Below are 20319 nucleotides of genomic sequence, written 5' to 3'. Positions count from 1 at the left end.
CTGACGGGGTAAGCCCGCCGATGAAGCCGGCAAAGCGCCATCATCACCTGCCGATATAGGCGGCCAGTTCGTCCGCCGTTCCATTGGGGAAGGCCTGTTTCAGAAAGTCCAGGAACGCCGACACGCGCGCGCTGAGCAGCCGCCGGGAGGGGTAGAGCGTCCAGAGGGTGACCTCGGGGGCGTCGATCTCCCCCCAATTCACCAAAGTGCCGTCAGCCAGGTCGTGGCTCACCAGCGAAATGGGAAGACGGCCTGCGCCGACACCGGCGCGCACCGCATCGCGGATGGTGATGAGCGTTGACAAGGTGAGGACCGGCTCGATTTTGATCGTCGACCGGCCGCCTGATGTCTTCACCTGCCATGTCTGCGCTTCGGATGCGCCACGCGCGACCCCGGGAGCGGCGCGTCCGCCGGTCGGACGGGGTAGATCGGGGCTTGCCACCACAACCAGCCGATCATGCAGAAACACCCGTCCGACCAGGCTTTCGTCGGGATCTGGATTGACCCGGATGACCAGATCGTAGCCTTCCTCGATCATATCGACGGACCGGTCCTCACTCGTTACCTCGAGCCTGACCTCCGGATATTGGAGGGCAAAGCCGGCGGCGATCCTGCCCATGGCGGTCTGGGAAAAATGCAACGGGGCGCTGATCCGCAATCTCCCCTTGGGTTTTTGGCCGCCGGAAGCAATCGCTGCAGCCGTCTCGTCCAGTTCGGCAAGCAGCGCCGCCGTCCGCTCGAACAGCGCCCGTCCTTCTTCGGTGAGCTTCAGGTTACGCGCGCCCCGTTCAAACAGCCGCAGAGCGAGAGCGCTTTCCAACTCGGCGACACGGCGCGACAATGTCGCCTTCGGCCGGCCGGTCGCCCGTGCCGCTTTGCCGAAGCCGCCATGGCGGGCGACAAGATTGAAATCGGTAAGCGCGAGAAGGTCCATGTCCGTTCCACCAGTGAGACGGTGTGTCCAAAATCGCCGTCTATCGGACTGCCAGTGAACCACACATATTCGGGGTGTCAAGCAACCCAACACGGAGAAAGACCATGACCATTCTCGTTACCGGCGCCACAGGCAATGTTGGCCGCCAAGTCGTCGAACACCTCGTCAAGCACGGCGCCGATGTCCGTGCTCTTGTCCGTGACCCGTCGAACGCCGATTTCCCGGCTGGCGTCAGCGTCGTGCAGGGCGAGTTCCTCGACGTCGACTCGTTGCGCAACGCCATGTCGGGCGTATCGACGCTGTTCCTGCTCAGCGCCGTGGTGCCGGACGAATTCACCCAGGCTTTGATTGCGCTGAACGTCGCCCGATCGGCCGGCATCGAGCGGATCGTCTATCTCTCGGTGATCCACGCCGACCTCTACGTGAACGTGCCGCATTTCGCCGGCAAGTTCGGTGTCGAGCGGATGATCGAGCAGATGGGTTTCAAGGCGACGATCCTGCGCCCGGCCTACTTCATCCAGAACGATCTGACGGTCAAGGACGTCATCACCGGCTACGGCGCCTACCCGATGCCGATCGGCGCCAAGGGTCTCGCCATGATCGACGTTCGTGATATCGCCGAGATCGCCGCCCTTGAGCTGCTGCGCCGCGAACAGTCTGCAGAGCCGCTGGCGCTTAACCGGATCAACCTCGTCGGTCCGGAGACACTGACCGGGGCCGGTATCGCCGCCATCTGGTCGGACGTGCTCGCCCGCCCGATCGCCTACGGCGGCGACAATACCGAGGGCTTCGAGCAGAACCTCAAGCAGTTCATGCCCGCCTGGATGGCCTACGACATGCGCCTGATGGGCGAGCGCTTCCTGACCGACGGAATGCTGCCTGAGACGGGCGACGTCGAGCGCCTGACAAAGCTGCTCGGCCGGCCGCTGCGCTCCTATCGCGCCTTCGCGTTGGAAACCGCTGCCTCCTCCTGAGGCAGCAACAGCGATCTAACCCAAAAGGAGTATCACCATGATTTATTCGACAGCCACAGTTCCGGTGAACCCGGAAGGCGAACCCCCTTTGACGCGCGCCGAGGCCTGGCAAGGTCTCGAACGCAAGGCACGCGACGCCCGGCTCTTTCTTCCCGCCGGTCTCTGCACCCGCTGCGATGTCGTGGAGGAAAGCCCGACCCACTTCGTGCGCGAGGCGACGATTGCCGGGCTGGATCTGCGCGAGATCATCACCCTCGAGCCGCTAAGCAAGGTCACCTTCTTCCAGGCGACTGGGCCACGTGAGGGAGCGATCGTCAACGAGCTCTTCGAGGATGAAGACGGTCAGCTGCAACTGCGCTTCTACTGCTATCTCGGCCTGCGCGGCAAACGGCCGAACGGCCCGGAAGAGCAGGCCGAGCAGGCGCAGTTCGACGGCGAAACGGGCTATAAGGCCGCCCTTCTATCGACACTGAAGCGGACCCGCGAACTGCTGGCAGAGGGAAAGCTCTGAGCGCCGTCGGACCACAAACAACAGGGTGGCCTCTTGACGAGGCGCCCTGGCTTGCGTGGCACAAAACGGTGCGGCCGATTGCGAAAGATGCGTCGGGTGGGGCGCCGCAAAATCGGTTGGCAGTTTGCGCAACATCAGTGGAAATGGCTCGTAACCGGTCTTCCGCTCCCACGGTGTCCTCGCCGCCCCAATCCGTGATCGCCTTTCCATGGACGGCCAACGGCAGTTTCTCCATGGAGCTGCATGCTGCATGGCAGGCACGATCTCTCACCCAACCGGATGATTGCAATCACTCGTCCGGTCTATAGTTTAGAGCAGGTTCCCGGCGCCTCCACGCGAAATCGTCGTCGATTGGGGCTCGCCGGAAGCAAGCTGATGTGGCTGGCGTAAAGGAACCTTCATGGCTGGAGCAGCCTTGAGCGCTCCGATAGGCTTCATGTCATCGGATGATGATTAAAAGGTAACGAAATGCGCAAAACAATGGCAGCCGGTCCGGCCGCCTTGATCGCCATGTACTTTCTCGGCGGCATGAGCGCGAGACATGAGATCTTTCCTTGGCCACAACTTTCCGCGCTGAGGAAAATGGTTGGCGCAGAGAAGCCGGCGGCTCCAAGCCGTTATACTTTCGACGACAAGGGACGACTCATCGGGGATGAATCAAAAACGCCTGTGACCTGCCCGACTCAGACTGACCGAACGGCTGTCTTACTCATTCTTGGCCAATCGAACGCGGCCAACGACGGTGGGCAACGACACACGTCAAATTATGGCGCCCGCGTTGTAAACGCCTTTGACAAACGGTGCTTCGTCGCGGCGTCGCCACTTCTTGGATCGACCGATACAAAGGGAGAGTACTGGACGCTTCTTGGGAACAATTTGATCGCATCGGGACAAAATGACGGCGTCATCCTCGCACCTCTCGCATATTCCGGATCTGAGGTCGCACGATGGGCGACAGGCGGTGACCTCAATCCTGTGCTGGTCGACACAATGAAACAGCTTCAGGATTCCCGTTATCGGATAACGGGCGTCCTCTGGGTGCAAGGAGAGAGGGACCTGGTCATGGGCACCACTGCGGAGGCCTATCAGGAACATTTCATATCGATGGTCGACACATTGCGTCAGCACGGCGTCGAAGCACCCGTTTACATTTCGATCGCATCGAAATGCCTCGAACCGAGCAACGGCGGCTTCAAGGAGCATATTCCAGACAATGCGATCGTACGGGCGCAACTGGCCCTGTCAAAAAGCGGCCACGGTATCCGAGAGGGCGTAAATTATGACGCGTTGCTCGATGGAAAAGACCGTTACGACGATTGCCATATCGGGGGCACAGGCGCGGAGAAAGTGTCGGGGGCCTGGCTGAACATTCTGCGCGGCGATCGCCGCCTGGAAAGCTCTCGATAGTCTTGCCTGAACCGATTTTCACGCCTTCGCGAGCGCCGGCTTCTATCCAGAGGGCGATATTATCCCTCCACGACCTTTTGCCATGCGCTCCGCCGGCGAGCGAATATGTGCAAGTGACCTCCCGGATGCGGAATTTCGGGACGTTTTGAAGTCGCCTTGAAACCCATTCAACCAACCGGCTGCCACTCCGCTTCTGGCGACCCTGCGAGGTGCATCAAAGACGTTGCTTCGGAAAGGATTCGCCAGGAAGTGGAGCTCAAAGCAGCAGAATGATTGGTGCGGCTGATCGTCAGATCCAGAGGGGCCGCCCAACGTACAGGAGACGCAATGCTTGGGGTATAGCAAGTGATCGCTGAGCGGCCCGCCTCAATGATACAAAATAAGACTCAAAGTTGAAGTAAATTTGTATTTTAGTGCGAAATCGAACAATGTACCCTCTAGTTGAAATAACAAATCTGTGGACGACGAATTCCTAAAAGTAATATTTATTGCAAAGACTCTAAGGTTGTGTGAGTAGTCATTCCAACGCCACGACGCGTTGTTCCTAAAAACCACCCCTCTTCCTGGTCCCCGCTCTTGCGGGGTTTTCTTCTTGTAGCTCGGTTAAGCTCCGCTAATCGAACATATTAGAGATCTATCCACCCAACGGTACGGAACCGCGCAGCAACTTTTTCCGACTATCTGCCGTTAGGCATGTAGGATCGCACAGGTGGCCCCATGCTGGGCCGTCCGCCATCCCTTCTTTCGCCCTGTGCGATCCACCTTTCCCAATTGCCTCTGCCTCGTTTCGGCGGGGCTCATTTTTGATCTGCGGCGAGCATCGAGTGGTGCGACTAGCGGAAGATCTTATGGAGGGCACCGGGAACCTGGCCGATCCCTTTTTCGTTAGATCGGTAGGAAAGCACGGGTGTTCCTCCTGTGCGATCCATGAACTTGCCCCGCCTCGGCGGGGCTTTTTTCGAATCGCCGCGGAAGCACCGGCCCTCGGCTTCACCGCCAGGCATGTTGATCAGGCGGCCTTTGCCGCCGCCATGGCGGCAAGCAGGATACCGGCAGTCTGCACCGATGAACCGGGGTTCTGCCCGGTGATCAGCAGGCCGTCCTGGACGGCATAGGACGACCAGTCATCGCCGCTGGAGTAGATGCCGCCATTCTCTTTCAGCATGTCCTCGACCAGGAACGGCACCACCTGGGTCAGACCGACGCCGTCTTCCTCGGAGTTCTTGAAGCCGGTGACTTGTCTGCCGTGAACCAGCGGCGTGCCGTCGAAAGCCTTGACGTGGCGCAGCACACCCGGTGCGTGGCAGACAAAGGCGACGGGCTTGCCGGCCTGATAGAACGATTGGATGAGGGCGATCGAATGCTTGTCTTCCGCCAGATCCCACAGCGGGCCGTGGCCGCCCGGATAAAACACGGCGTCGTAATCGGCAGGGGAGACCGAAGCGAGCTTTACGGTTGAGGCGAGCACGGCCTGGGCATCCGGGTCGGCATGGAAGCGGCGGGTCTGGTCGGTCTGGAAGTCCGGTTCGTCGCTCTTCGGGTCGAGCGGCGGCTGTCCGCCCTTCGGCGATGCGACGGCGATGTCGGCGCCGGCTTCGAGGAAGGCATAATAGGGAGCGGCAAACTCTTCGAGCCAGAAGCCGGTCTTCCGGCCGGTGTCGCCCAGTTGGTCGTGCGAGGTGAGAACCATGAGGATTTTCATCTGGGGATCCTTTCGAGACAGATGTGATCGATCGCTTTCGATGAGGGGATCATGCCTCGGCCGATCTCATTCGTGAAATTTATTTCTTTGATTTCAGATATGCGTTTGGCAATATATCTGGATGAAATATGACCTCAACCTCCTGCCTGTCTTCCTGGCGCTCATGGAAGAGCGCAATGTCACGCGCGCGGCCGAACAACTGGGCATGACGCAGCCGGCCGTCTCCAACGCGTTGAACCGCCTTCGCGAGACGCTGCGCGATCCGCTCTTCATCCGCGAGCGCTACGGCATGAGGCCGACTGAGATGGCGCAGGCACTTGCTCCGGTGATCCGCGGGGCCTTGGCGAGCCTCGATGACGTCATTCTCGGCCAGCAGGCGTTCGATCCGGCGCGGGCGACACGGCAGTTCACCATCGCCCCGAACAGCTACGTCGAGTTCGTCCTGATGCCGGTGATCGTGGCGCGGCTGCGCGAATGCGCTCCCGGGATCAGGCTTCGCCTGACGCCCTTCGGCAATGATCTGGCCGAGACCGGCGCGATATCAGGGGCGACCGAGATGGTGCTCGGCCGGATCGTCGAGCCGCCTGATAACATGGTCGTGCAGAATCTCATGGATGATGGACTGGCCTGTGTCGTGCGCAAAGATCATCCCGAGATCGCCGAAAGCATCTCCGAGGAACAGTATCAGCGGCTGCGGCATGTCAACGTGCTTCCGCCCGGCCGGATGCGCGTCGGCCTGTTCCAGATGCTGCAGCAGGCCGGTCTCCGGCGCGACGTCTCGGTCTCCGTCACCCATTTCCTGGCCGTCCCGGAAATGGTGGCCGTCACCGACTATTGCGCGACACTGCCCCGGCTGATCTGCCAGCGCCTTGCCCGCGACCCGCGTCTCAAAATCCTGCCCGCACCGGTCGATCTCGGCAGCTTCCCGGTCGAGCTGGCATGGCATGTCCGCTACCGGAACGACCCCGCCCATCGGTGGTTGAGGTCACTGATATCAGAGGTGGCAAAGGAAATCTCCGACGCAGCGGTGGCAGAAGCGATGACTGGAAATTGAAAGCGCGTGTTCGAGACCTCGGCGAGGCCTTTCCAGGGCGAAATTGCGGGGGCAAAAATCAGTGTTGATGGCAGCCGATTATGTCGGGATACGTCGTTGTTCCTGCTGCGCGCTCCGTCCTCCTCGGGCTTGATGACCCGAGGATCCACTCTCGCCTCCACAGCACCCGGCATGGATCCAAGGCTCAAGGCCTGGGATGACGGAGGGTGGGGGCGTCTTGACCGGATCCCCAGGATTTCGTTTCAGCCTCGCGCAATCGAGACGAAATAGACACGCATATGCATAAGGAAAGACACCGATGCCGCGAGCGTTCCTGAATCCGCAAATGCGACTGGGCTTCACAGCAATTCTTGCTCTATTGGTTATGGGTCTGACGCCGGCAGCCGGATTGCCTCAATGCCCTCCTCAGGACGAACTGCTGGCGAAAGCGGAGATCGTGGTGGAGGCGCGCGTGAAATCGCTGTCGATCGGCGAATCCGGTTTGCTTCTGACAGAAAATTTTCCGTCGCGGATGGTGAGGGCAGATTTGGAGATCAAGAGAGTTATCAAAGGAAAATTCCTGGGAAATGAGGCGACAGTGTACGGTACCCTGTATCCCCCAGGGCCTTTCATGGAGTTGACCGCGATGGCGTTATCTTACGGTTTCGATGACCGTGACACCTTCGAATGGGGGCTTTCGCGCCACGAAATCGGTGATGATGTGGCGTTGTTTTCAATGAACGCCTGCAACTATCACAAATTCCCCGACTGGGCAGTTGGTCCCCGCTGATCGACGGTGTCACATCGCAATTGGCGCATGTCGGCTCACCGCCATTCATGAGATGACGGGAGATAACCGGTACGGGCGGGCCGGCGGGCGCCGCCCGCCACGAACTTGGAGATTCCCGCTCCGATCAGTTCAGGCCCGCTTCCGCCGCATCTGCGTGACGCTCCGCCAGACGGCCGACACCAGGAAATAGAAGGCGCCGAGGCCGGCATACCCGGCGGCATTTGCGCCTGATCGCACTTGCCGTTTCCTTCCTCACCCAGAACGCGGCACGGGCGAAGGACTCGTCCTACGCGCTGCCGCGCGCGTGAGGCGCAGGCTCAGGGCCGGAGATGGCGGAGGTTGGGGACATGCCAATTGTAAGGGCCCTCGCAAGGTCGAGGATAAGGCGGGGTTTAAATGAGGATGTCCATTTCAACCTCACGCTGTCGAGGCGAAATAGACATGCCTATGCATAGGGAAAGATACTGATGCCGAGAGCCAGACAAAGCCACACTATCATCAAACCGGGCGCGTAATCATCAGCCAGATAATTCCCAGCACCGCAGCGAAAGCCGGAAAGCCGAAATAAAACCAAGTCCAAAATAGCCGATGGTATTGCGTCGGCAGCGGCTCGCCTTTCGCCGCTGCTTCCGTCGCAATGTTGCGCATCTCCATCTGCATCCAAACGACCGGCAACCAAAAAGCGCCGGTGACCAGATAGAGAAGGATCGACCAAAAGATCCACCGGTCCCAAAGGGAATAGCCGTTAGTCCAGGCAAGCGCGATGCCGGTGATCGGCTGAACAATCACGGCCGTTGTGGTAAAGACGAAATCCGCGATCACCACGATCCGCGCTACTGCGGCTACTGTCGTCGCATTGCCGGAGCGATGCGCGACCAACATGAAGAAGGCGATACCAGCGCCGGTACCGAGAAGAACGGTGGCGCCGATGATATGCAGGAATTTCAGCGCGAAATAGATCATCGCTCCTCCAGAATCGCGAGAGCAGCCAGGTGCAGCACGAGGATCGGCCATATCTTTGTCAGTGGGCCGAGGGGCTCGTTCCACAACTGAGGCAATATTGCCGTGCCGGCTGCTGCATAGAAGAGCGACACCAGGATGGCCGCATATAGCCCCCATCGTGCAGTGCGACGCAAGGCGATGGCGCATCCGACGACAATGTCTGCAAGAGCTCCGGCAATCACGCTCGCTGCCGCCAAACGACCTGCGCCGCCGGCCAACATCAGTTGGACACCCTGGTCGAAACCCGATGTCAACGAAACTATTCCGGTCGATATCCAAAACAGTGGCAGCAGCACGAAAATGACGGGCTTTAGAAAGTAGAGTTTGGCAAACCAACGCTCCTGAACCGAAACCGGGCGACGTGCCAAAGCATCGTCCAACGATAAGGGCCGGATTCCCGTGGCGGCGCTCCAATCCTTTGGATCACCCACGGCGCCGCGGACGATCTCCCTTGCGGCAGTGCTTCGAACCGGCGGGCGCCATCCCAGCAGTCCTGCGAAATCGCCGAGCCGATAGAGAAGGTTGGCGAGCGGGCGGGGCAACAGATAGCGCTTGGCGGGAGGCCAGCCAAGCCATCTCCGATATCGCGCTACAATCTCGCCGAATTCGAGCTGTTGCGGGCCGACGATTTCGAGTGAGATTTTCGATGGGGCAGTTCTGTCGACAAGGCGAACGACGGTTTCGGCGACGTCATCGACCTGCACCACCTGAAGTTTGCCGGTCGACGGCATCAATGGCAGAAACGGCAGCGCGGCAAGGCCGCGAAACAATGCACTGGAACCGAAGGCGGCGTCGCCTAGGATCACGGCGGGACGCAGTATCACCCAGTCGAGATCCGTCTCCATGAGAGCCACGTCGCCGGAAAGCTTGGTGCGCGAGAACGCCGACGGCTGCTGCCGATCCACTCCAATTGCCGAGAAGTGAATAATTCGGCGTACACCAGATTGCTCGCAAGCGCGGAACAACGCTCGCGGTCCCTGCGCATGGACGCCCGTCATGTTGTGCCTCATTCCGTCCTGCAACGCGCCGGCGCAGTTGACGATGGCATCTGTTCCTTCGAGATGACGCAGCCAATCAGAGGGCTCAACCGCCCTCGCCACGTCGACTTCGACCCAGGTGCCGAGCCCCCCTGCGGGCTGTTTTCCGGGGCGAACGGCGCGGATGACATCATGTCCGCCTGTCGCCAGCCGGGCGCAGACGGCACTGCCAACAAGTCCGGTCGCGCCGATGACAAGGATTTTCATACTGACACCCTCGCGCTCAACGGCTCGAACTTGTGCGTGCACAATTCGTTCCAGTGCCGGTTCATGCTATTCTTCAGATACAGCATGTCCGACAAATGCCCGAATACCCGGCGCTGATGCCCGGCATTCGGCAGTCAGGCGCCACGAACGAACGTCACGTTCTTGAAGGCGTGGGGGCGAATTGGACCCTGTCGTTCCAGGATTCCATTTACGAACGTCGCTATACTTGCACCAGAGGCCGCTCCCGAACCATTGCCTACTGCCTGTGCTCCATCTCGGCCAGCTTCTCCGGCGGAAGACGAACAGAGGCACCGGTCAGCAGTCCATGGCTCTCCTGTGCTCGCCGCAGATGATCGAGGACGGCCGGAAGGTCATACGAATATCAGCACCGCGATCATCGCGACCGCCGAAGTAACGCCCGCAGCCGTGAAGGCTGAGATCAAAAGCTGAGAGGTCCGGCCTATCTTAACGTCTTTGATTTCCTCGGCAGCGCCAAGGACGGCCACCAACCCCGCGGCGATCCAACATACGAGCGTCAGCGCTCCCAGGATCATCGCCAATTGCGCGGTATCTATCGGAGGAACACTCATGAGAACACCTTCGCAGCGACAGCAGCATCTATGAATGTCCTACGAGCAAGCTCAGCGCTTCCATGGTGTATGATGGCGTCCGAGCATCTGCACTTGGCAACGGCGTATTCCGCCTGCGTTTGCGACGGCCAACGATATATCAAGGCTTCCAGTGCAGCCTTAGGTCCGTCGATACGCTCGCGGAAGCCATTGCCGATGCGAACGAACACGGGAACTGCCCATGTGATGTCGAAGTCACCTTCGATAAGCTTCTCCAAAATGATGAGCTCCCTTTGTTAGCTGCTTACGTGCCAACCAAACGAACTTGCCTACTGCGTCGCAGTTCCTGCTCTGTCGCCGTCTGTGCGCAATCGGACATTCATTAAGCAACGGAGGGAGGGCTGGAATTGCCGGTGGCCGCCGATACGTCGGTGAACATCCTTTTTAGGACGAAAGCGAAGATCGTGGTTTAGGCGCGTGAAATCGCTGTCGATCGGCGAATCCGGTTACTTCCGGGCGGAAGTCGTTCCGATGCGCCTGATACGGATGAATTTGGAGATCCGACGTCTCACCCCCAATCATGAAATGACAGGAAAGAAGCGGCGCCGGGCGAGCCATTCTCCTGCCGCCCGCGCCCCGACTGGCAGATCCGTGCTTCGCTCGGCTCACGCCCGCTTGCGCCGCATCTGCGTGACGCTCCGCCAGACGGCCGAAACCAGGAAATAGAAGGCGCCGAGGCCGGCATAGCCGGCGATGTTGGCAATGGACGGCGCTTCCGGCATTTGCGCCTGGGCGATGAAGAAGGCGCCTGCCACCGCGGATTGGCCGCCGCTGAGGATCATCGCCCACTGGCCGCCATTGGTCTTCCAGCGCCGGACAGCGGTTCCAAGCTGCAGCAGGCCGGAAAAGATCGCCCAGAGGCCGAAGACACCGAGAACCCAGTTCATGCTCATCGTCAGCGCGACGATCACGGCAGCCGTCGTCACCGCGCTGACAGCGACGTTGATCGCCTGGCTGCGGTTGTTTGCCAGGCCGCCGTTCCGCGCTGCGTCGATGAGGTTGGCGGCGGCATCCCAGGCCGGGTAGAGGATCAGCAAGGCGGCCGCGACGGCGAGCGACGGGCGGCCGGCCGTCAAGGCTGTTGCCACCCAGATGGCGGAAAAGGCTGCGCGAGTGAAGTAATAGCGCGTTAGCCACTCTTCCCTGTCGCCAGACGCGACGGCATTTGGATAATCGGTCATCATGATCTCTTTCCTGTGTGTATGGTGTTGGTGTGATAGGGGCGGCTCACCGTCATGAGCGGCGGCGTCCGTCATCGCGATTGGATTTCCTGGGCTTTCGGAACCGCCCCGGCACCGCCGGGCTGCTGTCGAGACGACGTTTTCCGTCGTTCGGGTCCATCGCCTGCAGGTCAGGCGGCATTCCTGGCAAATCGCCGGTCGAACCGGGGGCGGCCCGGCCGGCCGGCGACGACGTGGTCACATGGGTGGGACCACGCCATTTTTGCCGACAAGCACCTGATGGGCGAGGGGGCCGGAGGCAGCTTTCTCGGCGGGGATGAAGACGACGGCGCCGGGAACGAGATCGTCCTTGGTGGCCGGAGCGATGGTGACGACGGGCGTGCCGTCCGGAATGGCGATCTTTTTTTCCTTGCCGTGATAGGAGACGGTGACGGTGCGGCCATCGACGCCCTTGACGGCGTCGGCGACGGTCGCGTTGGTCATGCTGCTGTCGGGTTTGAGGTCCCAGGCGTAGCTGCCTTCGCCCGCACCTTTCATCGCCGGCGGGAAGATCAGCACCTCAAGCGCGCCGTCGCCGCCGCCTGCGCTCGGCAGCGATGCGATGCCGACGAAGTCGCCCGGCTTGATGTCGGTAACCGCAGCATTTGCGACGCTCGCCAGTTTCCAGCCGTCGGCAAGCGTCACACCGACTGTCTCTCCCTCGCGGGTCTTCACCGTGAGAGCGGAGCCGCTGTAGCTGACGATGCTGCCCCTGACATGGACCTGATCGGGCTCCTGGTCTTCGGCATGGACGGGCTCTGCCGGAAGCGCCGCCGACGCGATAGCGGCGAGCCCCAGGAGGAGGGCGGGGAGAATGGTCTTGATCATGTCGTTCTTCCTACTAGTTGGTAGTTTCAATGAATGTCGTTATCGCTCCGGGTTGTTATTCCGCCCCGAACTTTATCGAGCGGCGGTTGGAGTGAGCCGCTGCAAGGTGGGGGCCAGAATGGTGGCGAAGACCTCGGGGGTCCCGTAAGCACGGGCTGAAAGCATGGCGCCGTGGACGGAGGCCATGAAGGCTTCAGCCTCGACGCGCGGTTCGCTCGACAGTGTCAAACTGCCGTCCTTCAAGCCCCGGTCCATGACCGAGGTCAGCCAGGTCGAAGCAAAGCGGAAGAAAGCCTTGACCTCGGCCGCGACCTCCGGCGGCAGCGCCGGCAGTTCGCTTGCCAGCAGGGCGCACACGCAAAACGGCCGGCTGGCGTCCTCGATGCACTGGGCCCAGTGGCTCGCATAGGCTTTGAGGAGTGCCAGCGGATCCCGCACCTGTCGCTCGAGGCCCGCAATACCCGCCTCGGCATCTTCGCGATATCGCACGACAAGCGTGCGCACCAGGTCGGTCTTGCTCGGAAAGTGGTGATGGATGCTGGCCTTGCGGATCCCGACGACAGCCGCGATATCGGCATAGCTGAAGCCGTTATAGCCTCCGGTCATGATCAATGCTCGGGCAGAAGTCAGGATCTCGTCGGACGTCGTCGAAAGATTGCTCATGCGGTTTATCTACCTTCCAGTAGGAAGACTGTCAAGCGCAAAGCAGATTTCTGGCATAGGCCGTCGTCGAGGCGGTTGTAGCGACCGGCCTTGACTCGCCTCGGACACCCAGAACATAATCAGAACACCTAATAAACGGGATGGAATTCTGGATGTGCGGCCGCGTCTATATCAAGACCTCTCTTGAGGAACTGGTGCGCAATTTCGCCTTCGCGGAGCGTGGTGCGATCGATGCGCTGGGGAACCGATTTCCGCGCTACAACGGCGCGCCGACGCTGGATTATCCCATCATCATTCGCGACATGGTCCGCGAGCCTGATATCATGGGGCCGGTATTCGCCAGCGCTCGCTGGGGTCTGATGCCGGCATGGATGAAGCCGGGTGGCCGGCCGCCACCGATCAATGCGCGCTGCGAGGGCATCGGTACCAACGGCCTGTTCCGCTCGGCCTACAGGTCGCGCCGTTGCCTGGTGCCGATCAACGGCTTCTTCGAGTGGAAGGATATTTTCGGCACCGGCAAGAACAAGCAGCCCTATGCGATCGCCATGGCTGACGGCTCGCCCTTTGCACTCGCCGGCATCTGGGAGATTTGGCGCAGCCCAGAGGGCGTAGACATCCGAAACTTCGCAATCGTGACCTGTGAGCCGAATGCGATGATGGCGCAGATCCATGACCGCATGCCGGTCGTCCTGCACCGCGAAGATTACGAGCGCTGGCTATCGCCGGAACCCGATCCGAACGATTTGCTGAAGCCGTTCCCGGCGGAACTGATGACCATGTGGCCGATCGGCCGCAATGTGGGTTCGCCCAAGAATGACACGGCTGACATCATTGATCCGATCGACCCCGATCCGGAACCGACGCTGATCTGAATTCACTGGCTCGGGCGGGAGCCATCCATCAACCATGCGGTCAAAGGGAACCTCGCGAGAGGACAGGACGACGCATGCCAGAACAAATCACCTGGAAATCGTGGGAATATGTCAGCGGCCGGGAAATCAAATATAAATGGCGGCACGCCTGGAAGGAGAAACCCGGCGACGATTACGTCGCTTTTGACGGCGATACCCAGATCGGAAGGATATTCCGGTCACAGGCAGGCGGAGGGATCGATAATCGATGGTTCTGGATCGTGGCGACAGACGGCAGCCATCGACTGGATTGGCCGTCGGCCGGATACGAGGACAGTGCCTACGTCGCCTCGAGGCGGCTGGAAATGATCTATGAGAGCATCAAGAGCGGGAAACGGAGGACGGCGCACCCATGAGCATCGAAGGCCATTCGAGTGCACCGGGCGCCAATGTGATCGTTGAACATTATTGCGAGCACCGGCATACTGACGGCACCGGCTGCAAGGAGTGGGGAGGCCGGGGGCCACAGCCCATCCCCGCCGTGCCAACGCGCTGGTGGCGTTGGGAACACTTCCCGCACAAGACATTTGAACAGGAACAGGCGCTCCGGCGGAAGCTGGAGGCGGCCGGGGGTGGGAAAATCATCCAATGAGGGCTGGCTGATTGATGTTCCGCCGTCAGCCGTCGGTCGAAACGGTGACGGATTTCCACGCCTCGATCTCCTGCTGCAGGCGAACGATCCTCTCCGACACGTGCTTGAGGGCGTCGCTGCCGAGCAGAAGCTGCGGCGGCGGACTATCGGATTCGATGAGCTCTAGAACCGCGGCGGCCAGTTTGGCGGGATCGCCGCGCTGCTTGCCGCTGACGGCCTGTCGCGCCTGGCGGATCGGGTCGAAAAGGGCATCATAATCGGCGATCGACCGCTCGGTGCGGACCATCGATCGTCCGGCCCAGTCCGTCCGGAAGGAGCCGGGGCAAAGGGTGGTCACATGCACTCCGAACGGCGCCATTTCCGCGCGCATCACTTCCGATATGCCCTGCAGCGCAAACTTGCTGCCGCAGTAGTAGGCGATGCCGGGCATGGTGATCATGCCGCCCATCGAGGTGACGTTGACGATGAAGCCGCGGCGCCGCGCGCGAAACCGCGGCAGAAACGCCTTGGCGATGGCGACGGCGCCGAAGACGTTGACGTCGAACTGACGCCGCATCTCTTCGATCGGCGACTCCTCGAGCACGCCCTCATGGCCGTAGCCGGCATTGTTGATCAGCACGTCGACCGGCCCATGCTCTTCCTCCGCTTGGCCGACGACATCGTCGATACGATCGAACTCGGTGACGTCGCAAAGGACCGGCTGCAGGCCAGGCAGGGTTTTGGCGAGCGCTGTCAGCGACGCCTGCGAGCGCACGGTGCCGATCACCCTGTGACCGGCCTGAAGAGCCGCAGACGCAATGGCGAGCCCGAAGCCGGAATTCGATCCGGTGATGAAAAAGGTCTTTCGTGTCATGAGCGAGGATTCCTTGATTGAGGATCGGATTTGACAAATAGTATGAAGAACACCGTGCTTCGATGGCGGATTGTCTGAATATGTTGTCAAATCCTATGCAAGGTGATCGCGGCCCATCCAGGCGAGGGGAGATGGTCGCGCTGGCCGGAGGTCTCGCCGCCCGTCACGGATACAATCCGACGGCGCTTAATTCCGTTCGCATCTTGCGCACCGAAGCCGTGCTCCACGACATCCCGGTGCTCTATCAGCCCGGCGCGGTTTTCGTCCTGCAGGGCAGCAAGCATGGCATCCTCGAAGGCGAGGTCTTCCTCTATGATGAGGAGCATTACCTGGCGGTGTCGCTGCCCGTCCCGTTCCGGATGACGTCGACGGCCAGTCCCGAGCGGCCATTGCTTGCGGTCTATGTCGAGTTCGATATGCAGATGGCAGCCGAGATCGCATTGCAGGTGGGAAAACATGCCGAACTGGTCGGCGATGAGCCGAGAAGTCTCGTGTCGAGCAGGATGTCTGGCGATATTGAGGATGTCCTGCTGCGCCTGCTGACGGCGCTACGCTGCAGCATCGAGACGGATGTGCTTGGCGCCGGCATTTTGCGCGAACTGCACTACCGGGTCCTGGTCGGTCCGCAAGGCGGCGCGATGATCGCCGCCCTCCAGCAGAAAGGCAGGTCCGGAAAGATCATCCAGAGCCTGGCCTGGCTGCGGGAAAACTATGGCTCGGAGATCGCGATCACCGATCTGGCAAGAGACGTCGGCATGAGCGTTCCCTCCTACCATGTCCATTTCAAGGCTCTGACCGGCAACAGTCCGATGCAATACGTCAAGGCGATGCGCCTTCACGAAGCAAGATTGATGATCGCCCGCCGGACGAGAACGATCGCCGAGGTGGCGGCTTCGGTCGGCTATGCCAGCCCGGCGCAGTTCAGCCGCGATTTCAAACGGCATTTCGGGCGCACCGCATCGGAAGAGATCAAGTGGGTCCAGCGCCACCTCGGCGAACTGGGTGACGATCACGGTTAGGTCGCTTGGTCGGCCGCCTGCGCCGCCGTCGGCTTCGCCCATCGCGACGTGAGGGGCTCACACGCCCGACGGTGCAACGGCCCGCAACGCGGTCCTGACGATCGCATCGCCGAACTCCGGCGAGACCGGGCGATGGCCGACCAGCAGCCGGAAGAAGACCGGTCCGTAGATCATGTCGAGCAGCGCCTCCATATCAAGCGGCGGAACGATCTCTCCCCGAGCCAGAGCCTGCTCCAGGATGACACGACCCGCGTTGCGGCTCGACAGGATCACCTGATTGCGGAAGGCTTTGGTGAATTCGCTTTCCGGGTCGGCGGCGGCAAGTGCCATCGTGATCTGCCGCCCGCGCGTGCTTGCAAAGGCAGTCACCAGTCCGCTCATCTGCGCGCTGAGAGCCGCCTGCGCCGTGCCCCCTCCAACCTCCGCTTCCGGTAGCCGGTTGACCAGCAGAGCGGCCATCGCCAGTTCCTGCGCGTTGGCCCAGGAGCGATAGATCGTCGGCTTGCCGACACCAGACCGCGCCGCCACGGCTTCGATCGTCATGCGGCCAAAACCTTCGCCCATCAGGATTTCATGGGCGGCCTCCAAGGCACGCCTCTGCGCGGCAGCGCTCGGCGGCCGCCCTCGTTTCCTAGGTGTTGCACTACTCTCTTGACTCATATCTTTACGATACGTAACGTTAATAAAGGAACCAGTCAAGGAGGATCGCCCATGCCGAGTTTTGCCCGAAAAGTGAGCGCCTATTTCATCGTCAAGGATGCGGCACGGGCCATCGACTTCTACAAGGAGGCTTTCGGCGCCACGGAAGCCTTCCGCATGACCGATCCTTCGGACGGGCGGATCGGCCATGCCGAGCTGCGCTTCGGAGAGACACTGATGATGTTGGCAGACGAATATCCGGACTTCGGCGCCTTGTCTCCCGATGCCGTCGGAGGCTCGCCGGTGACCTTCCACATGGACACGGTGTCGACCGACGCAGCACTGGCGCAGGCGCTATCGGCCGGGGCGACGATGTTGCGCCCGGCGACCGACCAGAGTTTTGGCGAGCGGGTGGCGCAGGTGCTTGATCCCTTCGGTCATCGCTGGATGTTGTCGCAAACCATCGAGCAGGTCACGCCTGAGGAGATGCAGCGCCGCTGGAACGAGGACATGTCGGCATGAGTGCCGCAGCCCTTGAAGCGCTCGAGCAGGCTGAGCGCGCCTTCAACGCGGCGATGGTTTCCAACGATCCCACCCAGATCGCCGCCTGCATCACGCAGGATTGGGTGCCGGTGACGCCTGAGCGTGGCCCAATCTCTGCACAGGCTATTCTTTCGGCGATCGGATCCGGTGTCCTGAGCCATGACACGATGATCAAGACGACGCATCAAATCTGCTCGGCAGTGTCGCCACCGTTGCGGGCAGAACACGGGCATGTTCGCCCTTTATAGACGAGCGCTCTTGGCGCGCTGGATTTCCGCGCTACCTCTGCAGGCGGCAATGGAGGAAGACGATGAAAGTCCGTAAGTTTACGGTTACCGACGTGGCATTGGAGCGTTCTCCCGGGCAGCGGCGGACATCTTCGTCGGCAATCTGGTCGACGAGCAGCAGGGAGGGCCGATCACCATCGGCTATGGACGCTACGCGCCCCGCCAAAGCCTCACCGAGACGATTGAAGTCGACGACGTCATGATCGTTCTGGAAGGGCAGCTATCGGTCTCGACGGACTTGGGAACAGTCACCGCCGGGCCAGGCGAGATCGTCTACATGCCCAAGGGTGAAGCGCTGACCATCCGCTCGCACGACGAAGGCGCGCTCACCGCCTATGTCACCTATCCGCATTGGCGGCCGGCGCACGCGTAAACTACGGTCTGCGGCTCAGCGCTTGTATTCCGGCTCGCTGCGATCGAGCGCGCGCTTCACCGACGCCAGATGGAGCCGGGCCGACTCCGGGTCTCCTTCGCGCATTTGCCGGTACGCCGCGTCCGCAATCTCAGGCGCAACGGCAAGGACTTCACGCCCAGTCGACAGGGCGAGCGTCTGCACTTCGCAGGCGCGCTCGAGGTAATAGAGGTCGTCCCAGGCCTCGGCGATATTGGGTGCACAGACCATCACGCCGTGGTGCTTCATGAAGACGATGTCGGCATCGCCGATGGCTGCCGCAATCCGATCGCCCTCGCGCGCGTCGAGCGCCAGGCCGTTATAGTTGCGGTCGATGGCCGTGCGTCCATAGAATTTCAATGCGGTCTGCCCGGCAAAGATGAGGGGATCGCCCTCCGTCATCGAAAGGGCGGTGGCATAAGGCATATGGGTGTGGAACGCTGCCTTGGCGCGGGGAACGTTTTTATGGATCCTGGCGTGGATGTAAAAAGCGGTGGCCTCGGGCTGCCCGCTGCCCGACACGACGTTGCCGTGAAAGTCGCAGATCAACAACATCGAGGCCGTCAGTTCGGTGAAAGCGTAGCCATAAGGGTTGACGATGAACAGGTCGTCATAGCCGGGAACTACGGCCGAGAAGTGGTTGCAGATCCCTTCCTCCATGCCGAGTCTTGCCGCCATCCGGAAGCAGGCCGCCAGATCGACGCGGGCCTGCCAGATGTCGTCCGTATCAAGTTTCGGCTGGTTGGGGCCACCGGCGGGCGATGGGGCTGTATTGAGGAAGTGCGCCATGGGGTCGTTTCAGATCGGTGTCGAAGGAGAGGGTGGCTGTGTTCTGGATTACCCCCGGATCAGCCTCGCATCAAGCCGGCTGGAGACAAACATGGTCCGGTTCGCGATACCTTCACCCTGGACGAGATCGGTGCGGCGCGGAATGCGGTCGCAGCCGGAGCCCTGGGCAAGGTCGTGCTCAGGCATTGAGGCAACAAGACAAGGCCGGAGCGGGGTGCAGATCGCTTGATCATGCAGCACGCTCCGGCGGTTGCACTGAAAGCTTGCTCACAGCAAAACACCCGTCTTGACTCTCTTCGTTATCAGAACATAATAAGAACACAGGCGCGGCGGCCGCCATCTGAAAACCAAAGATATGGAGAGCGGATATGCGTGAGCAGCCGATCGGCGAAGCCGTGGGAGATGATGCGTGGCCTGCAAGTGATGTGATGTGGCCGCCGGAGAAGGAGATTGAGGTCTCCGAGGCGCATGCAAGCCTGGTCAAGGCCGTGGCGGGGAGCCGAGGCGTGAGATTTTTCACGGCCTTCATCATCGATATCCCCAGCGATGCCTATCTTGGCGATGTCCAGATGGCGATCGACGAGGCCGCCGGCGAGGCCTGCGGCATCCTGCTGACGACGCATGTCACCGGCAATGACGCCGCAACCGGCGAGCCGATTCTGACCCAGGAAGCCACGCGACCATTCAAGTTTCCCAGCGGCCAGGGCGTCGCTAAAGCCATAGCGAGCTTCTGCGACAAACTCAAAATGGCCGGCATCTTTCCTTGAGCGCCGGCATGGAAGCCGAAACATCGTCACGGCCAGCCGAAAATGAGCTTGCCGAGGTGGTCGCCTATCACGATGGCGATATGCGGGCCGCAATAGGCACGCTGCTGGAGGACGTCCGACATTTGCGCCGGCAGTTGATATTGGCAGAAGGCGCGATGGGCGGCGGCATGACCCGCGGCTGGCGGCCGAGCTACGATCGAGACTAGAGCCTTTCCGGGTTAGATTGAAGCATTCTGTTGGCTCAAACGGAGTCGGATGGTCGACCGGCCGGCGCGCGTCGTAGCCCAGCTCTACGGCCAAGCCGGCCGGTCGATCAGCCGGCCCGTTTCAGCCAACCCTCCCGCAGATTTGCCTGGCAAACCTGCAAGACTTTAGAATCGCCGGACGCACCTCTTGCTTCGCATGGCGGAGCAGTGCGGCCGGTGGGCCGGGCATCTTTGCGCCAGGATCAGAGGCGATCGGCTCGGACGACGGGTATGCCCTTCGCCAATCGCCTCTGCCCTGACGAAAATCTGCTCCGGCAGAATGCTTCAATCTAATCCGGAGAGGCTCTAAAGCGCGTCAACAACGACAAAAAGCTGCGGGGCTGGA

At 61.0% G+C, this 20319-nt stretch carries 25 protein-coding genes and 2 pseudogenes; 14 read left to right on the top strand and 13 right to left on the bottom strand.

Going from position 1 to position 20319, the window contains the following annotated elements:
- Positions 1-43 precede the first annotated feature (43 nt).
- Positions 44-934, bottom strand: a complete 891-nt coding sequence (locus tag HFO99_RS25155) for a LysR family transcriptional regulator (protein WP_222364249.1) — start codon at positions 932-934, stop codon at positions 44-46.
- A gap of 104 nt (positions 935-1038) precedes the next feature.
- Between HFO99_RS25155 and HFO99_RS25150 the strand changes: the two genes are divergently transcribed.
- The 3 genes from HFO99_RS25150 to HFO99_RS25140 all read left to right on the top strand — a co-directional run bounded on the left by HFO99_RS25150 (position 1039) and on the right by HFO99_RS25140 (position 3826).
- Positions 1039-1908, top strand: coding sequence for an SDR family oxidoreductase (locus HFO99_RS25150; protein WP_222298766.1), 870 nt, complete (start codon positions 1039-1041; stop codon positions 1906-1908).
- A gap of 37 nt (positions 1909-1945) precedes the next feature.
- On the top strand, positions 1946-2419 hold the full coding sequence (locus tag HFO99_RS25145; protein WP_222298765.1) for an SRPBCC family protein: 474 nt from the start codon (positions 1946-1948) through the stop codon (positions 2417-2419).
- Between the two features lie 468 nt (positions 2420-2887).
- A complete protein-coding gene (locus HFO99_RS25140; RefSeq protein ID WP_222364248.1) occupies positions 2888-3826 on the top strand; it encodes a sialate O-acetylesterase in 939 nt (312 codons plus the stop codon).
- Positions 3827-4835: 1009 nt separating this feature from the next.
- Here the strand turns inward: HFO99_RS25140 and HFO99_RS25135 are convergent.
- Complete coding sequence (locus HFO99_RS25135; RefSeq protein ID WP_222364247.1) at positions 4836-5528, bottom strand: type 1 glutamine amidotransferase domain-containing protein; 693 nt, start codon at positions 5526-5528, stop codon at positions 4836-4838.
- Between the two features lie 121 nt (positions 5529-5649).
- Here HFO99_RS25135 and HFO99_RS25130 point away from each other — a divergent pair, with 121 nt between their 5' ends.
- Both HFO99_RS25130 and HFO99_RS25125 read left to right on the top strand, forming a co-directional pair.
- Complete coding sequence (locus tag HFO99_RS25130; protein WP_222364245.1) at positions 5650-6582, top strand: LysR family transcriptional regulator; 933 nt, start codon at positions 5650-5652, stop codon at positions 6580-6582.
- A gap of 298 nt (positions 6583-6880) precedes the next feature.
- Positions 6881-7351 carry a hypothetical protein gene (locus HFO99_RS25125; RefSeq protein ID WP_222253690.1) on the top strand — a complete coding sequence of 157 codons (471 nt, stop codon included), beginning with the start codon at positions 6881-6883 and terminating at the stop codon, positions 7349-7351.
- Positions 7352-7480: 129 nt separating this feature from the next.
- Here the strand turns inward: HFO99_RS25125 and HFO99_RS25120 are convergent.
- The 8 genes and pseudogenes from HFO99_RS25120 to HFO99_RS25085 all read right to left on the bottom strand — a co-directional run.
- Positions 7481-7576: pseudogene (locus HFO99_RS25120) on the bottom strand (DUF308 domain-containing protein); the annotation flags it as partial.
- A gap of 273 nt (positions 7577-7849) precedes the next feature.
- Positions 7850-8314, bottom strand: a complete 465-nt coding sequence (locus HFO99_RS25115; protein WP_222336291.1) for a DUF2269 family protein — start codon at positions 8312-8314, stop codon at positions 7850-7852.
- Positions 8311-9597, bottom strand: coding sequence for an SDR family oxidoreductase (locus HFO99_RS25110; RefSeq protein ID WP_222336290.1), 1287 nt, complete (start codon positions 9595-9597; stop codon positions 8311-8313). The genes HFO99_RS25115 and HFO99_RS25110 overlap by 4 nt, the downstream gene beginning before the upstream one ends.
- A 371-nt stretch (positions 9598-9968) precedes the next feature.
- Complete coding sequence (locus tag HFO99_RS25105) at positions 9969-10187, bottom strand: hypothetical protein (protein ID WP_222298759.1); 219 nt, start codon at positions 10185-10187, stop codon at positions 9969-9971.
- The gene (locus HFO99_RS25100; RefSeq protein ID WP_222298758.1) at positions 10184-10444 is read right to left on the bottom strand and encodes a DUF982 domain-containing protein; all 261 of its coding nucleotides are present in this window, start codon (positions 10442-10444) and stop codon (positions 10184-10186) included. The genes HFO99_RS25105 and HFO99_RS25100 overlap by 4 nt, the downstream gene beginning before the upstream one ends.
- Positions 10445-10831: 387 nt before the next feature.
- A complete protein-coding gene (locus tag HFO99_RS25095) occupies positions 10832-11407 on the bottom strand; it encodes a DUF308 domain-containing protein (protein ID WP_222364244.1) in 576 nt (191 codons plus the stop codon).
- Positions 11408-11644: 237 nt separating this feature from the next.
- Positions 11645-12274, bottom strand: a complete 630-nt coding sequence (locus tag HFO99_RS25090) for a hypothetical protein (RefSeq protein WP_222364243.1) — start codon at positions 12272-12274, stop codon at positions 11645-11647.
- A gap of 72 nt (positions 12275-12346) precedes the next feature.
- A complete protein-coding gene (locus HFO99_RS25085) occupies positions 12347-12937 on the bottom strand; it encodes a TetR/AcrR family transcriptional regulator (protein ID WP_222253684.1) in 591 nt (196 codons plus the stop codon).
- Positions 12938-13089: 152 nt separating this feature from the next.
- On the opposite strand from HFO99_RS25085, the gene HFO99_RS25080 reads away from it, so the two are divergent.
- From HFO99_RS25080 to HFO99_RS25070, 3 genes are all read left to right on the top strand, one after another.
- A complete protein-coding gene (locus HFO99_RS25080; protein ID WP_222364242.1) occupies positions 13090-13809 on the top strand; it encodes an SOS response-associated peptidase in 720 nt (239 codons plus the stop codon).
- Positions 13810-13883: 74 nt separating this feature from the next.
- Positions 13884-14204, top strand: coding sequence for a hypothetical protein (locus HFO99_RS25075; RefSeq protein WP_222364241.1), 321 nt, complete (start codon positions 13884-13886; stop codon positions 14202-14204).
- On the top strand, positions 14201-14440 hold the full coding sequence (locus tag HFO99_RS25070) for a hypothetical protein (protein WP_222364240.1): 240 nt from the start codon (positions 14201-14203) through the stop codon (positions 14438-14440). Before HFO99_RS25075 ends, HFO99_RS25070 begins: the two co-directional genes overlap by 4 nt.
- Positions 14441-14465: 25 nt before the next feature.
- On the opposite strand, the gene HFO99_RS25065 is transcribed toward HFO99_RS25070, so the two are convergent.
- Complete coding sequence (locus HFO99_RS25065) at positions 14466-15293, bottom strand: oxidoreductase (RefSeq protein WP_222364239.1); 828 nt, start codon at positions 15291-15293, stop codon at positions 14466-14468.
- Positions 15294-15373: 80 nt separating this feature from the next.
- Here HFO99_RS25065 and HFO99_RS25060 point away from each other — a divergent pair, with 80 nt between their 5' ends.
- A complete protein-coding gene (locus HFO99_RS25060; RefSeq protein ID WP_222364238.1) occupies positions 15374-16312 on the top strand; it encodes an AraC family transcriptional regulator in 939 nt (312 codons plus the stop codon).
- A gap of 57 nt (positions 16313-16369) precedes the next feature.
- Here the strand turns inward: HFO99_RS25060 and HFO99_RS25055 are convergent, their stop codons facing one another.
- Positions 16370-16972: a TetR/AcrR family transcriptional regulator gene (locus HFO99_RS25055; protein WP_222364236.1), complete on the bottom strand. Its 603-nt coding sequence runs from the start codon at positions 16970-16972 to the stop codon at positions 16370-16372.
- A gap of 51 nt (positions 16973-17023) precedes the next feature.
- Between HFO99_RS25055 and HFO99_RS25050 the strand changes: the two genes are divergently transcribed.
- From HFO99_RS25050 to HFO99_RS25040, 3 genes and pseudogenes are all read left to right on the top strand, one after another.
- Complete coding sequence (locus HFO99_RS25050) at positions 17024-17473, top strand: VOC family protein (RefSeq protein ID WP_222336281.1); 450 nt, start codon at positions 17024-17026, stop codon at positions 17471-17473.
- Positions 17470-17742, top strand: a complete 273-nt coding sequence (locus HFO99_RS25045; RefSeq protein ID WP_261323315.1) for a nuclear transport factor 2 family protein — start codon at positions 17470-17472, stop codon at positions 17740-17742. The genes HFO99_RS25050 and HFO99_RS25045 overlap by 4 nt, the downstream gene beginning before the upstream one ends.
- A gap of 62 nt (positions 17743-17804) precedes the next feature.
- Positions 17805-18154: pseudogene (locus HFO99_RS25040) on the top strand (AraC family ligand binding domain-containing protein).
- Positions 18155-18169: 15 nt separating this feature from the next.
- Here the strand turns inward: HFO99_RS25040 and HFO99_RS25035 are convergent.
- A complete protein-coding gene (locus HFO99_RS25035; RefSeq protein WP_222364234.1) occupies positions 18170-18961 on the bottom strand; it encodes an aldolase in 792 nt (263 codons plus the stop codon).
- A gap of 368 nt (positions 18962-19329) precedes the next feature.
- Between HFO99_RS25035 and HFO99_RS25030 the strand changes: the two genes are divergently transcribed.
- Together HFO99_RS25030 and HFO99_RS25025 are read left to right on the top strand one after the other, a co-directional pair.
- Complete coding sequence (locus HFO99_RS25030) at positions 19330-19728, top strand: hypothetical protein (RefSeq protein WP_222336279.1); 399 nt, start codon at positions 19330-19332, stop codon at positions 19726-19728.
- Between the two features lie 8 nt (positions 19729-19736).
- Entirely contained in the window at positions 19737-19934 is a 198-nt protein-coding gene (locus tag HFO99_RS25025) for a hypothetical protein (RefSeq protein WP_222336278.1), read from the top strand.
- Positions 19935-20319 lie beyond the last annotated feature (385 nt).

Origin of the sequence: Rhizobium leguminosarum (genome assembly GCF_019798305.1) — a bacterium.
GTDB lineage: Bacteria > Pseudomonadota > Alphaproteobacteria > Rhizobiales > Rhizobiaceae > Rhizobium > Rhizobium leguminosarum_U.
The sequence above is the reverse complement of the archived record's forward strand: the minus strand, read 5'-3'. Positions and strand labels throughout refer to the sequence as shown.